General features: G+C 65.0%; 19 protein-coding genes. 6 read left to right on the top strand and 13 right to left on the bottom strand.

Features of this window, described 5'->3' with window-relative positions; all coding sequences use genetic code 11:
- Window position 1: 1 nt before the first annotated feature.
- Genes RE429_RS20795 through hutI form a run of 5 tightly spaced genes read right to left on the bottom strand, consistent with a single transcriptional unit; the run spans window position 2 to window position 5,881 of the window.
- Window positions 2–586 (bottom strand): HutD family protein, encoded by a 585-nt coding sequence (locus RE429_RS20795; RefSeq protein WP_414475260.1) that lies wholly within the window; start codon window positions 584–586, stop codon window positions 2–4.
- A 9-nt stretch (window positions 587–595) separates the two neighbouring features.
- Window positions 596–2,260, bottom strand: a complete 1,665-nt coding sequence (gene hutU, locus RE429_RS20790; RefSeq protein ID WP_414475259.1) for a urocanate hydratase — start codon at window positions 2,258–2,260, stop codon at window positions 596–598.
- Window positions 2,257–3,111: an N-formylglutamate deformylase gene (gene hutG / locus RE429_RS20785; RefSeq protein WP_414475258.1), complete on the bottom strand. Its 855-nt coding sequence runs from the start codon at window positions 3,109–3,111 to the stop codon at window positions 2,257–2,259. The genes hutU and hutG overlap by 4 nt, the downstream gene beginning before the upstream one ends.
- Window positions 3,112–3,128: 17 nt before the next feature.
- Window positions 3,129–4,676, bottom strand: a complete 1,548-nt coding sequence (gene hutH, locus RE429_RS20780; protein ID WP_414475257.1) for a histidine ammonia-lyase — start codon at window positions 4,674–4,676, stop codon at window positions 3,129–3,131.
- Window positions 4,673–5,881 carry an imidazolonepropionase gene (gene hutI, locus RE429_RS20775; protein ID WP_414475256.1) on the bottom strand — a complete coding sequence of 403 codons (1,209 nt, stop codon included), beginning with the start codon at window positions 5,879–5,881 and terminating at the stop codon, window positions 4,673–4,675. Before hutI ends, hutH begins: the two co-directional genes overlap by 4 nt.
- 255 nt (window positions 5,882–6,136) lie before the next feature.
- On the opposite strand from hutI, the gene RE429_RS20770 reads away from it, so the two are divergent.
- From RE429_RS20770 to RE429_RS20745, 6 genes are all read left to right on the top strand, one after another.
- Complete coding sequence (locus RE429_RS20770) at window positions 6,137–7,507, top strand: formimidoylglutamate deiminase (RefSeq protein WP_414475255.1); 1,371 nt, start codon at window positions 6,137–6,139, stop codon at window positions 7,505–7,507.
- Between the two features lie 192 nt (window positions 7,508–7,699).
- Window positions 7,700–8,176 (top strand): formate dehydrogenase subunit gamma, encoded by a 477-nt coding sequence (locus RE429_RS20765; RefSeq protein ID WP_414475254.1) that lies wholly within the window; start codon window positions 7,700–7,702, stop codon window positions 8,174–8,176.
- The gene (locus RE429_RS20760; RefSeq protein WP_414475253.1) at window positions 8,173–9,729 is read left to right on the top strand and encodes a formate dehydrogenase beta subunit; all 1,557 of its coding nucleotides are present in this window, start codon (window positions 8,173–8,175) and stop codon (window positions 9,727–9,729) included. Before RE429_RS20765 ends, RE429_RS20760 begins: the two co-directional genes overlap by 4 nt.
- 12 nt (window positions 9,730–9,741) lie before the next feature.
- Window positions 9,742–12,585, top strand: a complete 2,844-nt coding sequence (gene fdhF / locus RE429_RS20755; protein ID WP_414475252.1) for a formate dehydrogenase subunit alpha — start codon at window positions 9,742–9,744, stop codon at window positions 12,583–12,585.
- Window positions 12,566–13,414, top strand: coding sequence for a formate dehydrogenase accessory sulfurtransferase FdhD (gene fdhD / locus RE429_RS20750; protein ID WP_414475251.1), 849 nt, complete (start codon window positions 12,566–12,568; stop codon window positions 13,412–13,414). The genes fdhF and fdhD overlap by 20 nt, the downstream gene beginning before the upstream one ends.
- Window positions 13,411–13,689 (top strand): formate dehydrogenase subunit delta, encoded by a 279-nt coding sequence (locus RE429_RS20745; RefSeq protein ID WP_414475250.1) that lies wholly within the window; start codon window positions 13,411–13,413, stop codon window positions 13,687–13,689. Before fdhD ends, RE429_RS20745 begins: the two co-directional genes overlap by 4 nt.
- Before the next feature lie 315 nt (window positions 13,690–14,004).
- On the opposite strand, the gene RE429_RS20740 is transcribed toward RE429_RS20745, so the two are convergent.
- The 8 genes from RE429_RS20740 to RE429_RS20705 all read right to left on the bottom strand — a co-directional run bounded on the left by RE429_RS20740 (window position 14,005) and on the right by RE429_RS20705 (window position 20,792).
- Window positions 14,005–15,066 (bottom strand): helix-turn-helix domain-containing protein, encoded by a 1,062-nt coding sequence (locus RE429_RS20740; RefSeq protein WP_414475249.1) that lies wholly within the window; start codon window positions 15,064–15,066, stop codon window positions 14,005–14,007.
- Window positions 15,067–15,127: 61 nt separating this feature from the next.
- The gene (locus tag RE429_RS20735; RefSeq protein ID WP_414475248.1) at window positions 15,128–16,108 is read right to left on the bottom strand and encodes a 1-aminocyclopropane-1-carboxylate deaminase/D-cysteine desulfhydrase; all 981 of its coding nucleotides are present in this window, start codon (window positions 16,106–16,108) and stop codon (window positions 15,128–15,130) included.
- Window positions 16,109–16,112: 4 nt separating this feature from the next.
- The gene (locus RE429_RS20730) at window positions 16,113–16,799 is read right to left on the bottom strand and encodes an amino acid ABC transporter permease (RefSeq protein ID WP_414475247.1); all 687 of its coding nucleotides are present in this window, start codon (window positions 16,797–16,799) and stop codon (window positions 16,113–16,115) included.
- Between the two features lie 4 nt (window positions 16,800–16,803).
- Window positions 16,804–17,499: an amino acid ABC transporter permease gene (locus tag RE429_RS20725; protein ID WP_414475246.1), complete on the bottom strand. Its 696-nt coding sequence runs from the start codon at window positions 17,497–17,499 to the stop codon at window positions 16,804–16,806.
- A gap of 158 nt (window positions 17,500–17,657) precedes the next feature.
- Window positions 17,658–18,449: an ABC transporter substrate-binding protein gene (locus tag RE429_RS20720; RefSeq protein WP_414475245.1), complete on the bottom strand. Its 792-nt coding sequence runs from the start codon at window positions 18,447–18,449 to the stop codon at window positions 17,658–17,660.
- Window positions 18,450–18,499: 50 nt separating this feature from the next.
- A complete protein-coding gene (locus RE429_RS20715; protein ID WP_414475244.1) occupies window positions 18,500–19,258 on the bottom strand; it encodes an amino acid ABC transporter ATP-binding protein in 759 nt (252 codons plus the stop codon).
- Entirely contained in the window at window positions 19,255–20,070 is an 816-nt protein-coding gene (gene dapF, locus RE429_RS20710; protein WP_414475862.1) for a diaminopimelate epimerase, read from the bottom strand. Before dapF ends, RE429_RS20715 begins: the two co-directional genes overlap by 4 nt.
- Before the next feature lie 254 nt (window positions 20,071–20,324).
- Window positions 20,325–20,792, bottom strand: coding sequence for an Lrp/AsnC family transcriptional regulator (locus tag RE429_RS20705; protein WP_414475243.1), 468 nt, complete (start codon window positions 20,790–20,792; stop codon window positions 20,325–20,327).
- Between the last annotated feature and the right edge of the window lie 315 nt (window positions 20,793–21,107).

The raw sequence follows: 21,107 nt of genomic DNA, 5'->3' as shown, positions 1-21,107 counted from the left end.
GTTACGCTCGCCATATGTCGATGATGTAGAGTTCCAGGCTTCCCTGCGGGCTGATGCGGACGGACTCCGCTCCCTCGGCCTTGGACACGATGATCGTGTCGCCATCCGCGGCGGAGATCGCCGTGCCGGCGGCATTGGCCGTCGCGCCGGAGCCGGTCACCAGCATGAGCGTGATGTCGCCGCGACATGTCACGCCGACTTCTTCAGCGACGCTCATCCGTGCCATGGCATGCCCGTAGCGACCCCGCCGGGTCATCACGTTCAGATCCATGATGGGTTCGTCCACCAGATCCGCCTCGACCGGGACGTCGCCCGGGAACGAGACGGGCGCCGTATCGGGATGGACCAGAACCTCGCCCCGCCCCGCGATGGACAGCCGGATCCCGCTGCCGTCGAGCACGGCGAGCGTGCGGTCGATCTCCGGGAACAGGGAGAACGGGCCGGGCGATGCGACCTTCGCCATGCTGACCCGCCATTCGAAGGTGCTCAGGGTCGAGCCCTCGGGTGAGGAGACGATTTCGATGGTCTCGCCGCCGCCGTTCTTCCACGGCATGCGGCGGTAGCTGGTCGACGGAACGAGGCGCATGGCGGCAGCCTAGCCGAGGCTCGGGAGGTCGAGCCCGTGCTCGCGGGCGCAGCCGATCGCGATGTCGTATCCCGCGTCGGCATGGCGCATCACGCCGGTGGCGGGGTCGTTCCAGAGCACGCGCTCGATGCGCTTGGCCGCCTCGGGCGTGCCGTCGCAGACGATCACCATGCCCGAATGCTGCGAAAAGCCCATCCCCACGCCGCCGCCATGGTGCAGCGACACCCAGGTGGCTCCGGACGCGCAGTTGAGAAGGGCGTTCAGAAGCGGCCAGTCGGACACCGCATCCGATCCGTCCCGCATGGCCTCCGTCTCGCGGTTGGGGCTTGCGACCGAACCGGAATCGAGATGGTCGCGGCCGATCACGACAGGCGCCTTCAGCTCGCCCCTTGCGACCATGTCGTTGAAGGCGAGGCCGAGACGATGCCGGTCGCCGAGACCGACCCAGCAGATGCGGGCGGGCAGCCCCTGAAAATGGATGCGCTCGCGGGCCATGTCGAGCCAATTATGGAGATGCTTGTTGTCCGGGAGCAGCTCCTTCACCTTGGCGTCGGTACGGTAGATGTCCTCCGGGTCGCCCGAGAGTGCGGCCCACCGGAAGGGGCCGATGCCGCGGCAGAAGAGCGGCCGGATATAGGCCGGCACGAAGCCCGGAAACGCGAAGGCATCGCCGACGCCTTCTTCCTTCGCCATCTGGCGGATGTTGTTGCCGTAATCGAGGGTCGGTACGCCGGCTTTATGGAAATCCAGCATGGCGCGCACGTGCTCCGCCATGGAGTGTCTGGCAGCGCGCTCGACGGCCTTCGGGTCGGTCTCGCGCCTCGACTCCCACTCCGCGAGAGTCCAGCCCTTCGGCAGGTAGCCGTTGATCGGATCGTGAGCCGAGGTCTGGTCCGTGACGGCGTCCGGGCGGATGCCGCGCCGATAGATCTCCGGGAAGATCTCGGCGGCGTTGCCGAGAAGCCCGACCGAAACCGGCTTCTTGTCACGGCACGATTGCTCGATGATCGCAATCGCCTCGTCCAGCGTGTCGGCGCGTTTATCGAGATAACCCGTCCTCAGGCGCATTTCGATGCGGCTCGGCTGGCATTCCACGGCAAGGCAGGATGCTCCCGCCATGGTGGCCGCGAGCGGCTGTGCACCGCCCATTCCGCCGAGGCCGGCGGTAAGGATCCAGCGTCCCGAAAGATTGCCTTCGTAATGCTGGCGGCCGACCTCGACGAAGGTTTCGTAGGTGCCCTGCACGATGCCCTGGCTGCCGATATAGATCCAGGAACCCGCCGTCATCTGGCCGTACATCATGAGGCCCTTGCGGTCGAGCTCGTGGTACTTGTCCCAGGTGGCCCAGTGCGGCACGAGGTTTGAATTGGCAATCAGCACGCGGGGCGCATCCGGATGCGTGCGGAAGACGCCGACGGGCTTGCCGGATTGCACGAGCAAGGTCTCGTCCGCCTCCAGGGCCTTGAGCGCCGCAACGATGCGATCGAAGCTCTCCCAGTCTCGTGCTGCGCGGCCGATGCCGCCATAGACGACGAGCTCGCCCGGTTTCTCGGCCACATCGGGGTCGAGATTGTTCATCAGCATGCGCAGGGGCGCTTCGGTCAGCCAGCTCTTGGCCGACAGCTCGGTACCGTGCGCGGCGCGGATCACGCGGGTGTTGTCGATGCGGGTCATGGCTTGGTCCTCGGTGAGGCTTCTGGTGCGGCAAAGGAAAGACAGGCTTCGAAAATGCGGGTGAGAACGGCGCGCATGGGCGCCGCATAAGCCTCGTCATAAGGCGTCGGCCATGCGCCTTCGGTGACCGGGCCGAGAGGCTCACGCATGTAGCCGCGACAGGCGAGCTCCATCTGAATGGCGTGAACGCCGGTCTCGGGCTTGCCCAGGTTGCGCGTGATGTAGCCGCCCTTGAAGCGCCCGTTGACCACATGGCTGAAGCCGCTGTCCGCGCAGATCGTCTCGACGGCAACGCTGAGAGCGGGCGCGCAGGTGACACCGCCGTTGGTGCCGATGTTGAAGTGGGGCAGGGTGCCGTCGAACAGGCGCGGAATGACCGAGCGGATCGAGTGGCAGTCATAGACGACGACACGCTCGTGCCGCGCCCGCAGCCGTTCGACCTCGGTCCGCAATGTCGCGTGATACGGATCGAAGAAGCGTGCGCGGCGTTCGGCGATCTCCTCTGCCGTCGGCGCCGTTCCCGGCTCGTAGAGCGGCTCGCCATCGAAGGTCGTGGTCGGGCAAAGCTCCGTCGTCGCCTGTCCCGGATAGAGCGATATGCCTGTGGGATCGCGGTTCACGTCGATCACCGTGCGGGAGATCGGCGTGCGGATCACGGTCGCGCCGAGACCGGGAGCAAAATCGTAAAGCTGCTCGATCCACCAGTCGGCGTCCTTGCGCGCGAGCCAGAGAGAGACCAAGCCCGCTTCGTATTCGGACGGAATCTCCGTGCCCGTATGCGGCAGGCTCACGATCAACGGCGCGTCTCCGCGAAAGACGGAGAGCGAAGAGAGATAATCCGAAGCAGTCATGATGGCGGCTCTGCCTTTCACAGATTCTCTTCAGTCACGGACGGCAGGACGTCCTTGCCCACGGCGGCCGCGAGAGAGCCGGATGCGACGAGCATGGTCGCCCGTTCCATATCGGGCGCCATGTGCCGGTCCTCCTCCAGACGCGGCACGTCCGTTCGCAGGAGCGTGCGCGCACCCTCGAGCCGCACGCTCGAGCGCATCGGTGCATGAAAATCGCAGCCCTGTGCCGAGGCGAGCAGTTCGATGCCGATGATGTTCGCGGTATTCGCCGCCATGCCTAGCAGGCGCCGTGCGCCATGGGTCGCCATGGACACATGATCTTCCTGGTTGGCCGATGTCGGGATCGAATCGACGCTGGCCGGATAGGCGCGCTGCTTGTTCTCGGAGACGAGCGCCGCAGCCGTGACCTGCGGGATCATGAAGCCCGAATTCAAGCCCGGCTTCGGGGTCAGAAAGGCGGGCAGGCCCGAAAGAGCGGGATCGACCAGCATGGCGATGCGCCGCTCGGCGAGAGAGCCGATCTCGCACAGGGCCATGGCGATCATGTCGGCCGCGAAGGCGACGGGCTCCGCATGGAAGTTGCCGCCGGAAATGACCTCACCGGTTTCCGAGAAGACGAGCGGATTGTCGGAGACGCCGTTCGCTTCCGTGCCGAGCGTCTCGCCCGCCTGACGCAGCAGGTCGAGCACCGCGCCCATGACCTGCGGCTGGCAGCGCAGGCAATAGGGATCCTGCACGCGGTCGTCATTGGTGAGATGCGAAGCCCGGATGGCGCTGCCCTGCATCAGCATGCGCAGGGAGGCCGCCACTTCGATCTGTCCCCGGTGGCGCCGCAGCGTCTGGATTCTGGCATCGAACGGCCCGTCCGATCCCTTGGCGGCGTCGGTCGCCAATGCCCCGGTGACGAGGGCTGCCTGGAACACGCGCTCCGCCTCGAAAAGGCCTGCGAGCGCCAGGGCCGTCGAAACCTGCGTGCCGTTGAGAAGCGCAAGGCCCTCCTTCGGGCCGAGAACGAGAGGCTTGAGACCCGCTCCGGCGAGGGCCGTTTCCGCCGGCATGCGGATGCCGTCCACGAGGATGTCGCCCACGCCCATGAGCGCCGCCGTCATGTGGGAGAGCGGGGCCAGATCGCCGGATGCGCCGACCGAGCCCTGACCGGGAATGACAGGGAAGAGGCCTGCCCTCAGGCATGCGGCCAAATGCTCGATGGTGGACCAGCGCACGCCGGAGGCTCCCTGCGCCAGGCTTGCGAGCTTCAGGCCCATGACCAGCCGGACGATTCCGGCCGGGAGGGGCTCACCGACGCCTGCCGCATGCGACAGGACGATGTTGCGCTGGAGCGTCGCGAGATCGGACGAGCCGATACGCACGCTCGCGAGCTTTCCGAAGCCGGTATTGATCCCGTAGACGGGATCGCCCTTGGCCACGATGGCCTCGATGGTGCCGGCGCCCGCCTCGACCTTGGGGCGGCATCCGTCATCGAGAGCCACCGCTGCGCCCCGATAGACGGAGCGCCAATCGGCCAGAGAAACGGAGCCGGGAATAAGCGTTACGATGTCAGTCACTGTCCTCTCCAGATGCGGGCGTGCAGCGGGTTGAAGCCGAGGCGGTAGACGAGCTCTGCCGGCCGCTCGATGTCCCAGATCGCGAGGTCGCAAGCCTTGCCGGGTTCGAGTGTGCCGATCTCGTCGAGTTTTCCGAGCGCACGCGCGGCTTCGCGCGTCACGCCCGCGATGCATTCCTCGACAGTCAGGCGGAACAGGGTCGCGCCCATGTTCATGGCGACGAGAAGCGAGGTCAGAGGCGACGTGCCGGGGTTGCAGTCCGTCGCGAGCGCGATCCGGGTGCCGTGCCGGCGGAAGGCGTCGACCGGCGGCAGCCGCGTTTCGCGCAGCGTGTAGAAGGCTCCGGGCAAGAGCACCGCGACCGTTCCGGCTTGTGCCATCGCGCCGGCTCCCTCATCGTCGGTATACTCGAGATGGTCGGCCGAGAGCGCGCCGAACCCGGCCGCGAGTTTCGCGCCGTGCAGGTTGGAGAGCTGGTCCGCATGAAGCTTGATTTTCAGGCCGTGCGTCCTGGCGGTCTCGAAGACCCGGGCGGTCTGTTCCGGCGAGAAGGCGATTCCTTCGCAAAAGGCGTCGACCGCATCCGCGAGACCTTCCCGGGCGATGGCGGGCAGCATCTCCCGGCAAACCGTGTCGACATAGGCGTCCTTGTCGCCGTTCGCCTCCGGCGGCAGGGCATGGGCCCCGAGAAAGGTCGTGACGACGGTGACGGGGCGCTCGCGGCCAAGGCGTCGGGCTGCGCGTAGCATTCGCGCTTCCGTTTCGAGATCGAGGCCATAGCCGGATTTGATCTCGAGAGTGGTGCAGCCCTCGGCGATCAGGTGGTCGAGGCGGGGGAGCGCTCCCGCCACGAGATCATCCTCGCTTGCGGCCCGGGTGGCTTTCACGGTGGAGACGATGCCGCCTCCCGCGCGGGCGATCTCTTCGTAACTTGCGCCGTTCAGGCGCATCTCGAATTCGGCCGCTCTGTCGCCGCCGAAAACGAGATGAGTGTGGCAATCGACGAGGCCGGGCGTGATCCAACGGCCCTCGCAATCGACCTTCTCGACGGCGTCCCAGGCTGTCGGAAGATCGCCGACGGGTCCCGCGAACGCGATGCGGCCATTCCTGGCCGCGATCGCGGCGTCATGAACGATGCCGAGGCCGCCGGCGGCAGGGGCCAGCGTCGCAAGCCGCGCATTGAACCAGACCGTATCGAAACGCATGGGTTTCTCCTGTCTCGACGGCAACCTTCACTTTGCTATGATTAAGTCTATACATATTGGATGAGGTATGTCTATACATAATTCCCGAGATTGGTAATATCCGGATTGGGGATGGATGGACCGATAGGCACCGAGGGCAACGGCCGCCCCGATGGGGCAAAGCCTCCGGTGTTTTTCGAACCGGGAATTTGCTCGCTCCGCGGCCTGCATCCATTCTCGCCGGTTTCATTCGAACGATCCTGCGGTGGCAAGACGATGGCATCATCAACACGCAAGCTCACATTCGATCACGCGCTGCTTCCTACGGGATGGGCCAAGGATGTCGGGATCGACATCGCCGACGGCAGCATCTGCGCCGTGCAGGCAAATGCCTCCACCGAAGGGCGGGAGCGTATCGCCGGTATTGCGCTGCCAGGCTTGCCCAATCTGCACAGCCACACGTTTCAGCGTGGCATGGGCGGCCTTGCGGAGACGCGGGGGCCACGCGGCGACAGTTTCTGGACATGGCGCCAGATCATGTACCGGTTCCTCGAGCGGCTGACGCCTGACGACATCGAGGCGATCGCGGCGGCCGCGATGGTGGAGATGCTCGAGGGCGGCTTCACGGCATTGGCCGAGTTTCACTACCTGCATCACGATGCCGGCGGGAACCCCTATGCCAATCCTGCCGAGCTTTCCGCGCGGATCGCGGCGGCCGCGCGCGAGACGGGCATAGGACTCACGCTCCTTCCGGTGTTGTATTCGCACGGGGGCTTCGGAGGGGCGGCGCCCACGGAAGGTCAGCGCCGTTTCATCAACGACGTCGAACACTACGCCGTGCTCTACGAGAAGGCGAAGAATGCGCTCGCTTGCCTCGACGATGCCGCGATCGGCATCGCGCCCCACAGCCTGCGCGCCGTTTCTCCGGAGGACTTGCAAGACCTGTTGGCGATGGCTCCCTCGGGACCCGTTCACATTCACATCGCGGAGCAGATCAAGGAAGTCGAGGATTGTCTTGCGTGGTCGGGCCGGCGCCCCGTCGAATGGCTGCTCGACCACGCTCCCGTCGACAGCCGGTGGTGCCTCGTCCACGCCACCCATCTGACGCCGGAGGAGACCCGGCGATTGGCTCAAAGCGGCGCCGTGGCCGGTCTTTGTCCGATCACGGAGGCCAATCTCGGAGACGGCATCTTCAATGGAGTGGATTTCCTCAGAGCCGGGGGAGCTTTCGGGGTCGGATCCGATTCCAATATCGAACTCAGCGCGCCGGGCGAGTTGAAGCAGTTCGAGTACAGTCAGCGTCTCCATCACAGGGCGCGCAATGTGCTGCCGGAAAACGAGGGAGAGTCGACGGGGCGCGTTCTCTACGAGGGAGCGCTCGCGGGCGGCACGCGCGCCGTCGGCCGCCGGGTCGGCGCCATCGACACCGGTCGTCGCGCCGACTTCGTCGTGCTCGACCCCCAGCATCCTCATCTCTCGGCGGTTTCCGGCGATCGCTGGCTCGACGGCTATGTTTTCACGGCCGGCACGGCAGTCATCGACAGCGTGATCGTCTCAGGCCGAACCGTCGTGTCGGGAGGCCGTCACGGGAAGCGGGACGCCATCATGGACAAATACGCCGCCACCATGAGGCGCGTTCTTGGATGACCGGCAAGAATTCTTGGATGACCGGCAAGAATCCGACATCGGCGTCGATCCGTCATCGTCTATTAATTCAAGGGGAGCCGCCCATTCGGCCGAAATGCCGGTTGCCATCCTGGCGGCAAGGTTCTTAACTCCACCAGAGCAGAACCTTGATCTCCATCGATCGAGCGTTCCCGATCAACGTTTGGTGAGGCCATGATCACTTCCACCCCGTGGACCAGCGACCGCGCAAGGGAGATCGTCGCAGCTCATGCACGGTGCGACGGTGCCGCGCTGCCGGTCCTCCATGCGTTGCAGGACGAATTCGGACATATCCCTGACGAAGCGATCCCCCTCGTCGCGGAGGCGCTCAACCTCTCCCGGGCCGAAATCCACGGCATCGTGACCTTCTATCACGATTTCCGCCGCCAGCCGGCAGGGCGTCATGTGCTCAAGCTTTGCCGGGCGGAGGCGTGCCAGTCGATGAATGGCGCCGCTGTCGCACAGGGACTCCTCGCAACGCTCGGCATCGGCTGGGGCGAGACGACGCCGGACGGCAGCCTGACGGTCGAGGGTGTCTTTTGCCTGGGCCTCTGCGCCTGCGCCCCGTCCGCCCTTTACGACGGCGAGCCGATCGGGCGCCTCGACCCCGGGACGCTCGACGAGGTCGTCCGGGAGGCGAGGGGGCTATGACCAGGGTCTTCATGTCGGCCGATGCCGCATCCCTTGCCCTCGGCTCCCGCCGGATCGCCGCTCTCCTGGCCGAGGAGGCATCCCGGCGCGGATTAGCGCTGGACATCGTGACGACCGGTTCCCGGGGCCTGTTCTGGCTCGAGCCTCTGGTGGAGGTCGAGACGGCCGAGGGCCGGATCGCCTACGGCCCGCTCAAGCCTGCCGATATCGTGGAGTTGTTCGAGGCCGGTTTCCTCGACGGAAAGGATCATCCGCTCCGCCTCGGCCGCCTGGAGGACCAGCCTTATCTGGCCCGTCAGACGCGCCTGACCTTCGCCCGCTGCGGCATCGTCGATCCCTTGTCGCTCGAGGATTATCGGAGCCATGGCGGCTATGCCGGTCTCGACCGCGCGCTTTTTCTGGAGCCTCAGGCCATCGTGGACGAGGTCAAGCTCTCCGGCCTGCGGGGACGGGGCGGAGCAGGATTCCCCACAGGCGTCAAATGGGGCACGGTTCTCCACGCCGAAGCCGCACAAAAGTACATCGTCTGCAATGCGGACGAGGGCGACAGCGGCACGTTCGCCGACCGCATGCTGATGGAAGGCGATCCCTTCGCCCTGATCGAGGGCATGACGATCGCCGGGCTGGCGGTCGGGGCCAGCAAGGGGTTCGTCTATATCCGCTCCGAATATCCGCATGCCTACCGGACGCTGTCGAGAGCCATCGAGGTTGCTGCGAGGGCCGGCTATCTGGGGGCATCCGTCCTGGGATCGGGCCGCGCCTTCACGCTGGAGACGCGGCTCGGCGCGGGAGCCTATATCTGCGGCGAGGAGACCGCCCTTCTGGAAAGCCTGGAGGGCCGGCGCGGCATGGTGCGGGCCAAGCCGCCGCTTCCGGCCCTGCACGGACTGTTCGGGAAGCCGACCGTCGTCAACAATGTTTTGTCCTTTGGCACGGTGCCGTGGATCCTGGCGCACGGAGCCCAGGCCTATGCCGATTTCGGCATGAGCCGCTCCCGGGGCACGCTGCCGATTCAGCTTGCCGGCAATGTCAAGCGCGGCGGGCTGATCGAGCTCGCCTTTGGAGCGACCTTAAGCGAGATCATCGAGGATTTCGGCGGCGGAACGGCGACGGGCCGTCCCGTGAAGGCGGTCCAGGTCGGTGGCCCCCTCGGGGCGTATTTCCCGGCTTCCATGCTGGATGTTCCCCTGGATTACGAGGCGCTCGCCGCCCGGAACGGGATGCTCGGGCATGGCGGCATCGTCGTGTTCGACGACAGCGTGGATCTCGCCCGGCAGGCGCGCTTCGCCTTCGAGTTCTGTGCCGCGGAAAGCTGCGGCAAGTGCACGCCCTGCCGTATCGGCGCCGTGCGTGGGGTCGAGGTGATGGATCGGATCATCGCAGGGAGCGAGCTGGAGAAGAATGTCCAAGTGCTCGAGGACCTCTGCACTCTCATGACCGATGCCTCGCTCTGTGCCATGGGCGGACTCACTCCGCTGCCGGTCATGAGCGCCCTGACCCATTTCCCCGAGGATTTCGACAAGGCTCCGCGCGTTCCCGCGGCGGCAGAGTAACGGAGGCATTCCATGCCCCTCATCCAGGACATCGATTACGGCACTCCCGTTCCCGTCTCCGGCAAGACACTATCGCTGACCATCGACGGCATGCCCGTTGCCGTGCCGGCCGGAACCTCCGTCATGGCCGCCGCCATGACGATGGGGACCGCGATTCCGAAGCTCTGCGCCACGGATTCCCTTGAAGCCTTCGGCTCCTGCCGCCTCTGCCTCGTCGAGATCGAAGGACGGCGCGGAACGCCCGCCTCCTGCACGACGCCGGTCGAGGAGGGCATGATCGTCCGCACCCAGACTCCCCGGCTCGCCGATCTCCGTCGCGGCGTGATGGAGCTCTACATCTCCGATCATCCGCTCGATTGCCTGACCTGTTCCGCCAACGGCGACTGCGAATTGCAGGACATGGCAGGCGCCGTGGGATTGCGGGACGTTCGTTACGGCTATGCGGGCGAAAACCATCTCGACGCGCCGAAGGACATGTCGAACCCGTACTTCACCTTCGAGGATTCGAAGTGCATCGTCTGCTCGCGCTGCGTGAGGGCCTGCGAAGAGGTGCAGGGCACCTTCGCCCTGACCATCCAGGGACGAGGTTTCGAATCCCGCGTCTCGCCCGGCGGCCTGGATTTCTTCGGATCCGAATGCGTCTCCTGCGGCGCCTGCGTGCAGGCCTGCCCGACGGCCGCCCTCAATGAGAACAGCATCATCGCCATGGGCCAGCCGGAGCATTCGGTGGTGACGACCTGCGCCTATTGCGGCGTCGGCTGTTCCTTCAAGGCCGAGATGAAGGGCTCGACGGTCGTGCGCATGGTGCCCTACAAGCACGGCAAGGCCAATGAGGGCCATTCCTGCGTCAAGGGCCGGTTCGCCTGGGGCTATGCCACGCACAAGGACCGCATCACCAAGCCGATGATCCGCAAGGCGATCACGGATCCGTGGCGCGAGGTGTCGTGGAACGAGGCGCTGGACTACGCCGCGAGCGAGTTCAAGCGCATCCGGGCGAAATATGGCCGCGGATCCATCGGCGGAATCACGTCCTCGCGCTGCACCAACGAGGAGACCTTCCTGGTTCAGAAGCTCGTCCGCGCGGGCTTCGGCAACAACAACGTGGATACCTGCGCCCGGGTCTGCCATTCGCCGACCGGCTACGGCCTCAAGACCACGCTCGGCACGTCCGCGGGCACCCAGGACTTTGCCTCCGTGGCGGAGGCGGATGTCATCGTCGTCATCGGCGCCAACCCCACGGATGGCCATCCGGTCTTCGCATCCCGCATGAAGAAGCGGCTGCGCGAGGGGGCCCGCCTCATCGTGATCGATCCGCGCCGGATCGATCTCGTCAGATCGCCCCATATCGCGGCGGACTATCATCTGCCCCTGAAGCCCGGCACCAACGTGGCCATGATCAACGCCATCGCCCATGTGATCGTGACGGAGGGACTGGTCGACGAGGCTTACGTGCGCGAGCGCTGCGATCTCGGCGACTTCGAGAGCTGGGCGCGCTTCATCGCCGACGAACGGCACTCTCCCGAGGCCGTGGAGGACCTTACCGGAGTTCCTGCCGCCGATGTGCGGGAGGCCGCTCGCCTCTACGCCACGGGCGGCAATGCAGCCATCTATTACGGGCTCGGCGTAACCGAGCACAGCCAGGGCTCAACCATGGTCATGGGCATGGCCAACCTCGCCATGGCCACCGGCAATATCGGCAAAGCAGGCGCGGGCGTGAATCCCCTGCGTGGGCAGAACAACGTGCAGGGCTCCTGCGACATGGGCTCGTTCCCGCACGAATTCTCCGGCTACCGGCATGTCTCCGACGATGCCACGCGGCAGATGTTCGAAGCCTTCTGGGGCGTGAAACTCGATGGCGAGCCCGGCCTTCGCATTCCGAACATGCTCGATGAAGCGGTGGATGGCACCTTCAAGGGCCTCTACATCCAGGGCGAGGACATCGCCCAATCCGATCCGGACACGCAGCATGTCACTGCCGGACTGAAGGCGATGGAATGCATCGTCATTCAGGACATCTTCCTGAACGAGACCGCCAAATACGCCCACGTCTTCCTGCCGGGCTCCTCGTTCCTGGAAAAGGATGGCACCTTCACCAATGCCGAGCGGCGCATCAACCGGGTGCGCAAGGTCATGCCGCCCATGAGCGGCATGGCGGATTGGGAAGTCACCATCGCGCTGTCGAACGCTCTCGGCTTCCCGATGAGCTACACGCATCCGAGCGAGATCATGGACGAGATCGCCCGCCTCACGCCGAGCTTCGCTGGTGTTTCCTACGACAAGCTGGAGAGGCTGGGCTCGATCCAGTGGCCATGCAATGAGGCCGCTCCCCTTGGTACGCCGATGATGCATGTGGACCGGTTCGTGCGCGGCAAAGGCAAGTTCATGATCACCGAGTTCGTGCCCACCGAGGAGCGGACCGGGCCCCGCTTCCCGCTGATCCTCACGACGGGGCGCATCCTGTCGCAGTACAATGTCGGCGCGCAGACGAGGCGTACGGAGAACAGCCGCTGGCATGAAGAGGACGTGCTGGAGATTCATCCCTTCGATGCGGAGAGCCGCGGCATTCTCGAGGGCGACCTCGTTTCGGTCGAGAGCCGCTCCGGCGATATCGCTCTGAGGGCCCGGATCAGCGAGCGGATGCAGCCAGGGGTGGTCTACACGACGTTCCATCATGCCAAGACCGGTGCCAACGTGATCACCACCGACTTTTCCGATTGGGCCACCAACTGCCCGGAATACAAGGTGACGGCGGTGCAGGTGCGCCGCACGAACCGTCCTTCGGACTGGCAGGCCCGGTTCTTCGCAGAGGACGAAGCTCTCAAGCGTATCGAAGCCCATGTCAGCGCAGCCGAATAGAAAAAGCCCGCCGATTCCCGAGGTGGAGGAGACGCCCTCCACGGTTCTGACCTTTGACGGAGCCGAGCCTGTTTCGATGGTTCGGGCGGTTCCGGTCGAGGTGCCGGTCAATCTGATCTATGGCGGCATCCCGTTCGCCGTCATGATGACGACGCCATCCGATCTCGAAGATTTCGCCGTTGGCTTCAGCCTCACGGAAGGCGTCGTTCAAAGGTCCGAGGACATCCGCGGCGTGCGCGTCGAAACGGATGCCGAAGGATTGAAACTCGTCATCGATCTTACGCCCGAGCGGCTTCACGAGCACCTGGCCCGCAAGCGGGCCCTCTCCGGCCGAACCGGTTGCGGGATATGCGGCATCGATGATCTGAAAGCCCTTCCGCACGCCCTGCGTTCGCGCGGGACTGCGCCCGACATCGCGCTCCAGGCGCTGCGCCGGGCGCTGACCGGGCTTGAAAGCAGGCAGCACCTGAACGGGATCACGCATGCGGTTCACGCGGCGGCCTGGGCCGATCTCGACGGAACGATCATCGAAGTGCGCGAGGATGTCGGCCGCCACAATGCGCTCGACAAGCTCATCGGGGCCCTGTGCCGGTCCGACACGAGCCCGGACAACGGCTTCGTCGTCGTCACGAGCCGCTGCTCGTTCGAGCTCGTCGAAAAGGTGGCGGTGTTCGGAGCGAGAACATTGGTGGCCATTTCGGCGCCGACGTCGCTGGCGCTCGAGCGCGCGCGCCATCTCGACATCACGCTCATCGGAATTGCCCGCAGAGACAGCATCACGGTGTTCCACGGCCTGGAACGAATTCGCGGGCGGGATGTACCGGCATGAACACCGAAAAACTGGTCCGCATGGCCAACCAGATCGCGTCCTTCTTCCGGTCCTATCCAGAGGATCAGGCCGTCCGCGGCATTCACGACCATCTGGTCGCGTTCTGGACGCCCGCCATGCGGGCCACGTTTCTCGAGCATGCCCGCACCGACGGCCGTAACCTCGATCCGCTCGTGGTGAAGGCGCTGTCGACCTTTCCGGAAGCCGAGAATCCGATAGCCAAGGAGGTTGCCGGTCCGGAGCAGGCCGGAGAGCTGGGAAGCGATGCAGGCTAGACTATCGGGCGTGAAAGGTGGTTTCGCACTTTTCGGATCAATGCGATGCTCCCCCTATCGAGCAGGGCATCGTGCTTACGAAAAACCGGGTCCACTTTTCGCACGATGCGCTAGAGCCTTTTCCGCAAAAGTGGATGCCGGTTTTGCGAAGAAAAGGCGTCTTTCTCAAACAACAGGAGCCTTTTCCATGAACCGAAGTTCATGGAAAAGGCTCTAGCGCTCCGTTCTGCACCGTCAGCCGCTATGGATCCAGGGCTCTCGCTGCGCTCGCCCCGCAATGAGAGGGAGAGGCGTTGAACAGAAGACGACGGAGCCTCAGCCCGTTGCCGGTTCCGATGCGGCCGTTCTCGCCAAGTGGGCGATCCACACATCGGCAAAGTCGATCGAAGAATAGGCTTTGGGGAACAGCCGCTGCCTCGCCTGGATGGCTCGAACGTCACCCGGCGTCAGGCCGAAGACGGCACGGAAGCTGCGGTGAAAATGCGAAGCGCTCACAAACCCGCAGACGGCTGCGACATCCCGTGCATGAGCCAGCGAGTTGGCCGGGTCCAGCAGCAGCGCATAAGCCTGGGTGAGGCGCTGGTTCTGGATGTAGGTGGCCACACCTCCGAGGCTGGCGAACATTCTGTACAGGGTTGGCCGGGAGATCCCCAGATTCTGGCAGATCTCCGCCGGACCGAGGGTTGGGGAACCCAAATGGCGATCCAGGTACGCCTTCACGCGATCCATGGTCACGGTCTTCGATCGATGTTTCGGCTCATTCGACAAGAGGGGTGCTGTGCAGGCGCTCACCGTAGCCGTGACCATCTGCGTGAGCGCGGGCGCGGCCTCCTGCGCCAAGTCCGCGATCCGCCTCGCCGCCGAGACAAGGTGGTCGACCAACAGAGCCGACGTCGGCATGTCGGGCCGGAGCACGATGCCGCCGAGAGACGCCTCGCGTGAGAGGCCAGGCTCCAGCAACTTTCGCGGGATGATAAAATCCAGGGTGCGGGTGGCCATGGCCTCGAGCGCGAGCGGGCGGGCCAGATCGATGATGGCGATGTCGCCCGCGGCCACGGCGATCTCCCGTCCGTCGGCGACGCCCGCATAGCCGCCCTCCAGGCAAAGCTGCACCAGAATGTGCGTGAGGCCATCGCGCCCAATGCGACGCTGGCTGCGGAAGAAGCGATGAGAGGCAAAGGATGAGCGGCCGATCAGGAGCGCGCCGAGATGCCAGGCCTGCACCTCTGCGGAAAAGCCTGCCGAGGTGTCTTGCCCGATGGGAGAAACGTCGTAGATCGGAGCGATATAGTTGCGCCAGGCCTCGAATTGCGCCGTGGGCTCGTGCTCGCACGTGGAGTAAGTGCGACTGACGATGGCGGCTGGCTTCTTGGCCATGAGGAGCTGACCTCGTTCGGACCACGAGACGCTCAGGCCACACGCCTGTGCGCTCCGGTCGTTAATCTAAGAGCGGCGATACCGGACTGAACAAGGCAGGCGTACCGCCCGTGTGGACGATGCAGGCCGCTTCATGAGCGGGAATATCTCCTCTGGCAACGCAGCTGAGCAGCCCGGCGAACGCTTTTGCCACATAGGTCTGCTCGAGCAGGAGAGCCTCAAGGCGCGCGAAGAGATGACCGGCTTCGATGGACGCAGCGGTCGGCTTGCCGTATCCCGCGCCCAACTGATCCATGTGAATGCGCACGCGATCCAGCATGTCGTGCGTGGGCTCGACCTCGGACGACCGGCACAGATCGGCAAGGATGCTCCTGATCCGTGCTTCGAGATCGTGCGCTTCGTATTCGACGCTGACGAGGTGAAAGGTCCATGGCAGGCCGAGCATGGCCGCGCCCAGGATCATCCCGGCCTCCGTGACGCCCATGGAGCCGGGGAGCACGACGTGGCGCAGGTCGAGCCGCGCGGCGACGGCCTGCTCGTGGAGTTCTCGGGCGGCGCGCACATAGCCGAGCGCGCCAATGATCGGATCTCCTACCAGATAGGGGCGACGCCCGGCGGCGGCGAGATCCGCGACGGCCTGGCCTGCCAGCCTTGCGCGCATCCCTTCATCGACATCGCCGAGGCAACGGATCTGAGCTCCCATCATTTCCGTCAGCAGGCGGTTGCTGTGCGGAGGCGAGAGGTCCGGGCCCGCGTAGAGCACCAGACATTCCAGTCCCATCCTGGCCGCAGCCGCAGCCGTCAGCCGGACCTGGTTCGACGGCGCCGCGCCCGCGATGACCAGAATGTCGCTGTTTTGCTCCAAAGCCTGGCCGAGCCAGAATTCGAGATTGCGCAGCTTGTTGCCCCCGAAGGCGAGGGGCATGCAGTCGTCCCGCTTGACCCAGAGCTGCGGATGGCCGGCATGGCTGCCGGCTCGCACCATGCGCTCCAGAGGCGTCGGACCGGAAAGGAGCGGCACGCGTGGGAAGGAGGTCAGCATCCGGTCAATCCAGATCGATCGTCCGGGCCGCGCCCACCCGGCGCTCGGCCCAGCGGGCGAATCGCAGAACGGGATAGCAGTACAGGAAGTAGATGAACGCGATGAGGCCATAGATGAACAGAACGTCCCGCGGGAAGCGCAGGATCGACACCTCGCCCTGGCGGGTCAGTTCCGAGATGCCCACCACCGACAGGATCGCCGTGCTCTTGATGATCATCACGTAGACGCCGCTCATCGGCGGCACGGTCAGTTTCAGCGCCTGCGGGATGACCACGTACCAGAGGCGCTGAAGGCGGTTCATGCCGAGCGCGGTTGCCGCCTCCGACTGGCCGCGCGGCACGGCCTCGATGGCACCCTTCACGATCTCGGCCACATAGCTCGAGGTATAGACCGAGAGCGACACGAAGGCCGCGGTGCGCGAGTCCCAGCTGAGCCAGGAAAGCCCGGTGTTCGGCAGCACGAAGTAGAAGACATAGAGCTGAACGAGAAACGGGGTTCCGCGCAGAACGTGGATGTAGAGTCCGAAAAGTCCGGTGAGGATGGGCACGCGCTGGCTGCGCACGAGGCCGATCAGGGCCCCGATCAGCGAGCCGGCCACAATGGCCACGAGAGAGACGTAGAGCGTCTCCAGAAACCCCTTCCAGAGGAACGGCAGCAGGGACGAGGTGATGGACCAGTAGCGTTCGAACATCGGATCAGCCCTGCGCGTTCCAGGCGGGACCGGCCAGCCATTGCTTCACACCGCGGGACAGGAGGAGGATCAGGAGATAGATCAGCAGGTAGCCCATCGCGATGGTGAGGAAGCTCTCGTTGGGCCGCACGCGCTCGCTGTTCAGGAGAATGCCGGCGCTCGTGAACTCGAAAACCGTGATGATGGACAACAGCGACGTGTCCTTGATGAGGACCGCCGTCTGGCCGATCAGCGGGGGAAGCGTGTTGGCGAAGGCTTGCGGAAGAACCACGTAGCGCATCCGCTGAGCGTAATTCATCCCGACCGCCTTGGCGCCCTCGATCTGGCCGCGAGGGACGGATTCGATTCCCGCGCGGATGATCTCGCCCATATAGGGAGCACTGTTCAGGGTCAGGGCGGCGATCCCGAAATACATGTCGTTCCAGCTCTTCGCGACGGGCAGAAGGGCGGGGAGGCCGTAATAGACGAGATAGATCTGGACCAGGAGCGGGGTCGCCCGGATGAAGGCCACATAGCCTTCGACGGGCTTGCGAAGACCCGTGCGGCTCGACAGGAGAGTGAGGGCGACGAGGGTTCCGAGCAGAAGCGACAGGACGAGGCTCACGCCCGCAGCCGTCAGCGTGTTGCCCAGTCCTTCTGCGAAGCGGCCGAGATACTGCGCCACGATGCGATAATTGTAGTAGTCGAGGAGCCAGGTCATCACTGTCCTGAGCTGTTTCCGCGGGCGCGGAAACATCTCTCTTCTTTGCTGTGCCGCTTGCTTCGACGAGCCGGATCCGCTTCGCCGAAACACGCTCTAGGGAATTGGGGTGCGGGAGGGCAGCCGGCCCGAAGGCCGGCTGCCGGCAGATGATCCGCTTACTTGTGGTCCTTTTCCCAGTCGGAGGAGTTCCACCAGTAGTTCACCAGGTTCTCGAGGCGGCGGTCGGCCGTGATCAGCTCCACATAGTTGTCGAGCCAGAGCTTCAGGTGGAAGGCATTGGGCTGAGTGGCGAAAGCAAGGGGCTCACGGGTGATGACGCCGTCGAGAATCTTCAGGTTGCCGAACTCGCGCACGAAGTTGGTGACGTTGCCGAGGTCCGACACCGCGCCGTCGAGACGGCCGCTCGAGAGAGCCTGGGCCACGGCAGCCGTGCCGCCGGCGAATTCCTTGAGGTTCGCCTTGGGCATGAACTTCTTCACCGCATCGCCGTAGGAGCTGGCCTGGGTGGCGCCGATGTTGAGGCCGTCCTTGTTGAGGTCCTGCCAGGCCTTGTACGGCGCGTCCTTGGGAGCGACCGCGACGGTCTCCTGGTAGAACATCGGGCGGGAGAACAGGAGCTGCGCGGCGCGCTGGGGCGTCGGGGTCATGTCGGCGGCGATCATATCGACCTTGCCGGACAGGAGCGCCGGAATCAGGCCCTTCCAGTCATAGTCCTGGAACGTGACCTTCACGCCCAGATCCGCCCCCATCATCTTGGCGAGCTCGACCGCGAGACCGGTGCGCTCTCCGTTCTTGTCGACGAAGCTGACCGGAGCGCCCTGCGTCTGAACGGCGACGCGCAGCTCGCCGCGCTTCAGGATTTCGTCCATCTCGTCCGCATGCGCGGCGCTTGCGAAGCCCAGGCAAGCCGTTACGGCGGCCATGATCATATTGCGTAGTTTCGTCATGTGGTCTCCCTCCTGTTAGTCGTTTGGCGTATTCCTCCGTAGCCTGCGGCTCAGAGGATTTGGTCCAGAAACGCCCGGGTTCTCTCGTGGGACGGCGAGGCGAAGAAGGGGCCGGGCTCTCCTTCTTCAACGATCCGTCCCTCATCCATGAAGACGATACGGTCCGCGACCTCGCGGGCAAAGCCCATTTCGTGGGTGACGACCGCCATCGTCATGCCGTCATCCGCAAGTTTGCGCATGAGGTCCAGAATGCCGCCGACCATTTCCGGGTCGAGGGCGGAGGTCGCCTCGTCGAACAGCATGATCTTCGGATCCATGGCGAGCGCACGCGCGATCGCGACACGCTGCTGCTGGCCGCCCGACAGCTGGCTCGGGTAGTGGTCGGCACGATCCGCGATGCCGACCTTCGCCAGCAGATCGCGCGCGCGCGAGACGGCCTCCTCGCGCGAGCGCTTGCGGACGACCACCTGGGGCAGCACGACGTTGTCCAAAGCGGTCTTGTGCTGGAACAGGTTGAAGTGCTGGAACACCATGCCGATCTCGGCCCGCAGACGGTTGAGGTCCGTCTTCTTGTCGCTCAGCGAAACGCCGTCGATGACGATGCTGCCGCTGTCGAAGCTCTCCAGGGCGTTCAGGGTGCGCAGCAGCGTGCTCTTGCCGGAGCCCGACGGGCCGATGATGACGAGCACCTGCCCCGGTTCGATGGACAGGGACACCTTGTCGAGGGCGCGATGCGCGCCGCGCCCATGGACCGAGCGGAAGGTCTTGGAAACCTGATCAACGACGACAATCGGGTGGGCGGACATCATGCTACCTTTAAATCGATCGGAAGCCGGCCGGCGAAGGCGACGGCCGCCGGTCCGGTGAGGGTCACGCTTTCATCGTCGTGGACGTCGATGCGCAATCGTCCTCCCGGCATATCGACCGTGACCCGGGTCTCGCCCGTGAGCCCGCGGCGCCGGGCCGCGAGCACGGCGGCACAGGCGCCGCTGCCGCAGGCGCGGGTCAGGATGCCCGGCCGCTCCCACACCACCAGTCGGATCAGGTCCGGGGCGGCCATCTCCGCCACGCCCACATTGGCTCCTTCCGGAAGCATCGGGTCGTTCTGGATCGCGGGAGCCCAGCGCGGCACGTCGACCGCATCGCGGCTTTCGACGAAGCAGACGAGGTGCGGGTTGCCGACATTCACTGCCGTGGGATGCGCGAGAGGGCCCGAGACGAGATCGAGCGCGAGGGTGTCGGCCGCGGAAGCGAGGGGAATGGCGGGCCAGTCCCATCGGGGAGCGGCCAGCCGCAGGGAGACCTCGCTCTCGCCTGCGCGCGCGGCCTCGATCAAGCCGCCCAGGGTGTCCAGGACGAGGCCTTCGCCGCCGGTCTCGCGCAGTAGCAGCCATGCGACGCAGCGGGTCGCGTTCAGGCATGTCTGGGCTTCGGCGCCGTCGACGTTGTAGATCCGCATGCGGGCCGTGGCGCCGGCTGCCTCGGACGGTTCGATCACCAGCAACTGGTCTCCGCCGACGCCGACATGGCGGTCGCAGATCCAGCGGATCTCCCCGGGCGCGGGCCGGAACGGCTCGCTGCGACCATCGACGACGACGAAATCGTTGCCAAGACCGTGCATCTTCAAGAACGGGCGTCCACTGGGGAGGAAAGCGGTCAAGGCAATATACTACATACAAGGAGCGACGATAGCCGGCCCGTCTCCGACGGAACGCCGAACACTGGTTTCTGTCCCCGGGCAAGTCAAGACGGGGCTTCCCCTTGCAGCTTAGACAATAGTTGGCTTCACGATTCCGGATGTCCCGCCCGAGTCGGGCCGCGAATCCCGGCCGCGCCTCGTCCCCTCTCGTGGGGCCGTGCCGGGAGCGTGCCGGGTCAGCCCGGCCCGGCGGGAGGCAGCACATAGGCGGTGGTGGATTTCACCCGCTGCATGGCAAAGCGCGACGTGACCTTCTTGAGCGGGATCGCCTCGATCAGCCTGTTGTAGAATCCGTCATAGGCGGCCATGTCCGGCACGACGACGCGCAGCATGTAGTCCACGTCCCCGGCCATGCGGTAGAGCTCCATGACTTCCGGCATGGCGGAGACGAAATCCGCGAAACGCTCCAGCCATTCTCCCGAATGATCCGAGGTCTCGATCGAGGCGAACACCGTCAGTCCAAGTCCGACCTTTTCGGGATCGACGAGCGCGACGCGCTTCTGGATGACGCCGGTCGCCTCCAGCCGCTGCACGCGCTTCCAGCATGGGGTCTGGGAGAGATGCACCCGCTGGGCGAGCTCCGCGATCGAAATGCTGACATCCTCCTGCAGCAGCATGAGGATCTTGGTATCCTTTGCGTCCATGGCTCGGTTCCGACAATGCAAGGCGGAATTCCTCTGAAGGCCCGCTTTTCGAGCCTCCCCTTCTCCGTGCAATGACGTTCTTTATAACGAACATTTGGCGGCAATCAAGCCCGACCTTGCCCGATCTGTGATGGCTCAGTCCTCCTGCTTTACGGGTGCAAGAGCCAATTCATCTCCCAGCGACCACTCGGATAAACGAAAATGCTCGCTCGGCTCGTTCTAAAGAAAGAACGTCCCCAGCGCTTTTCCCGGTTTTCCGGCTCGATAATTCGGCTGATCGTCGCGCCAAATGCCATCGTGCAGGGGAAACACCGT

The organism is Microvirga sp. M2 (assembly GCF_047497095.1).
Lineage (GTDB): Bacteria > Pseudomonadota > Alphaproteobacteria > Rhizobiales > Beijerinckiaceae > Microvirga.
This window is presented reverse-complemented; position numbering and strand designations above follow the sequence as displayed.

Bases quoted from the DNA above. Each gene is read 5' to 3' on its own strand.
- RE429_RS20745 (WP_414475250.1), top strand. From the start codon at position 13,411: ATGAACACCGAAAAACTGGTCCGCATGGCCAACCAGATCGCGTCCTTC.
- RE429_RS20735 (WP_414475248.1), bottom strand. From the start codon at position 16,108: ATGCTGACCTCCTTCCCACGCGTGCCGCTCCTTTCCGGTCCGACGCCT.
- hutG (WP_414475258.1), bottom strand. From the start codon at position 3,111: ATGACTGCTTCGGATTATCTCTCTTCGCTCTCCGTCTTTCGCGGAGAC.
- fdhD (WP_414475251.1), top strand. From the start codon at position 12,566: ATGTCAGCGCAGCCGAATAGAAAAAGCCCGCCGATTCCCGAGGTGGAG.
- RE429_RS20770 (WP_414475255.1), top strand. From the start codon at position 6,137: ATGGCATCATCAACACGCAAGCTCACATTCGATCACGCGCTGCTTCCT.
- hutI (WP_414475256.1), bottom strand. From the start codon at position 5,881: ATGCGTTTCGATACGGTCTGGTTCAATGCGCGGCTTGCGACGCTGGCC.
- RE429_RS20795 (WP_414475260.1), bottom strand. From the start codon at position 586: ATGCGCCTCGTTCCGTCGACCAGCTACCGCCGCATGCCGTGGAAGAAC.
- RE429_RS20760 (WP_414475253.1), top strand. From the start codon at position 8,173: ATGACCAGGGTCTTCATGTCGGCCGATGCCGCATCCCTTGCCCTCGGC.
- RE429_RS20730 (WP_414475247.1), bottom strand. From the start codon at position 16,799: ATGTTCGAACGCTACTGGTCCATCACCTCGTCCCTGCTGCCGTTCCTC.
- RE429_RS20715 (WP_414475244.1), bottom strand. From the start codon at position 19,258: ATGATGTCCGCCCACCCGATTGTCGTCGTTGATCAGGTTTCCAAGACC.
- RE429_RS20765 (WP_414475254.1), top strand. From the start codon at position 7,700: ATGATCACTTCCACCCCGTGGACCAGCGACCGCGCAAGGGAGATCGTC.
- RE429_RS20740 (WP_414475249.1), bottom strand. From the start codon at position 15,066: ATGGCCAAGAAGCCAGCCGCCATCGTCAGTCGCACTTACTCCACGTGC.
- RE429_RS20725 (WP_414475246.1), bottom strand. From the start codon at position 17,499: ATGACCTGGCTCCTCGACTACTACAATTATCGCATCGTGGCGCAGTAT.
- fdhF (WP_414475252.1), top strand. From the start codon at position 9,742: ATGCCCCTCATCCAGGACATCGATTACGGCACTCCCGTTCCCGTCTCC.
- RE429_RS20720 (WP_414475245.1), bottom strand. From the start codon at position 18,449: ATGACGAAACTACGCAATATGATCATGGCCGCCGTAACGGCTTGCCTG.
- dapF (WP_414475862.1), bottom strand. From the start codon at position 20,070: ATGCACGGTCTTGGCAACGATTTCGTCGTCGTCGATGGTCGCAGCGAG.
- RE429_RS20705 (WP_414475243.1), bottom strand. From the start codon at position 20,792: ATGGACGCAAAGGATACCAAGATCCTCATGCTGCTGCAGGAGGATGTC.
- hutU (WP_414475259.1), bottom strand. From the start codon at position 2,260: ATGACCCGCATCGACAACACCCGCGTGATCCGCGCCGCGCACGGTACC.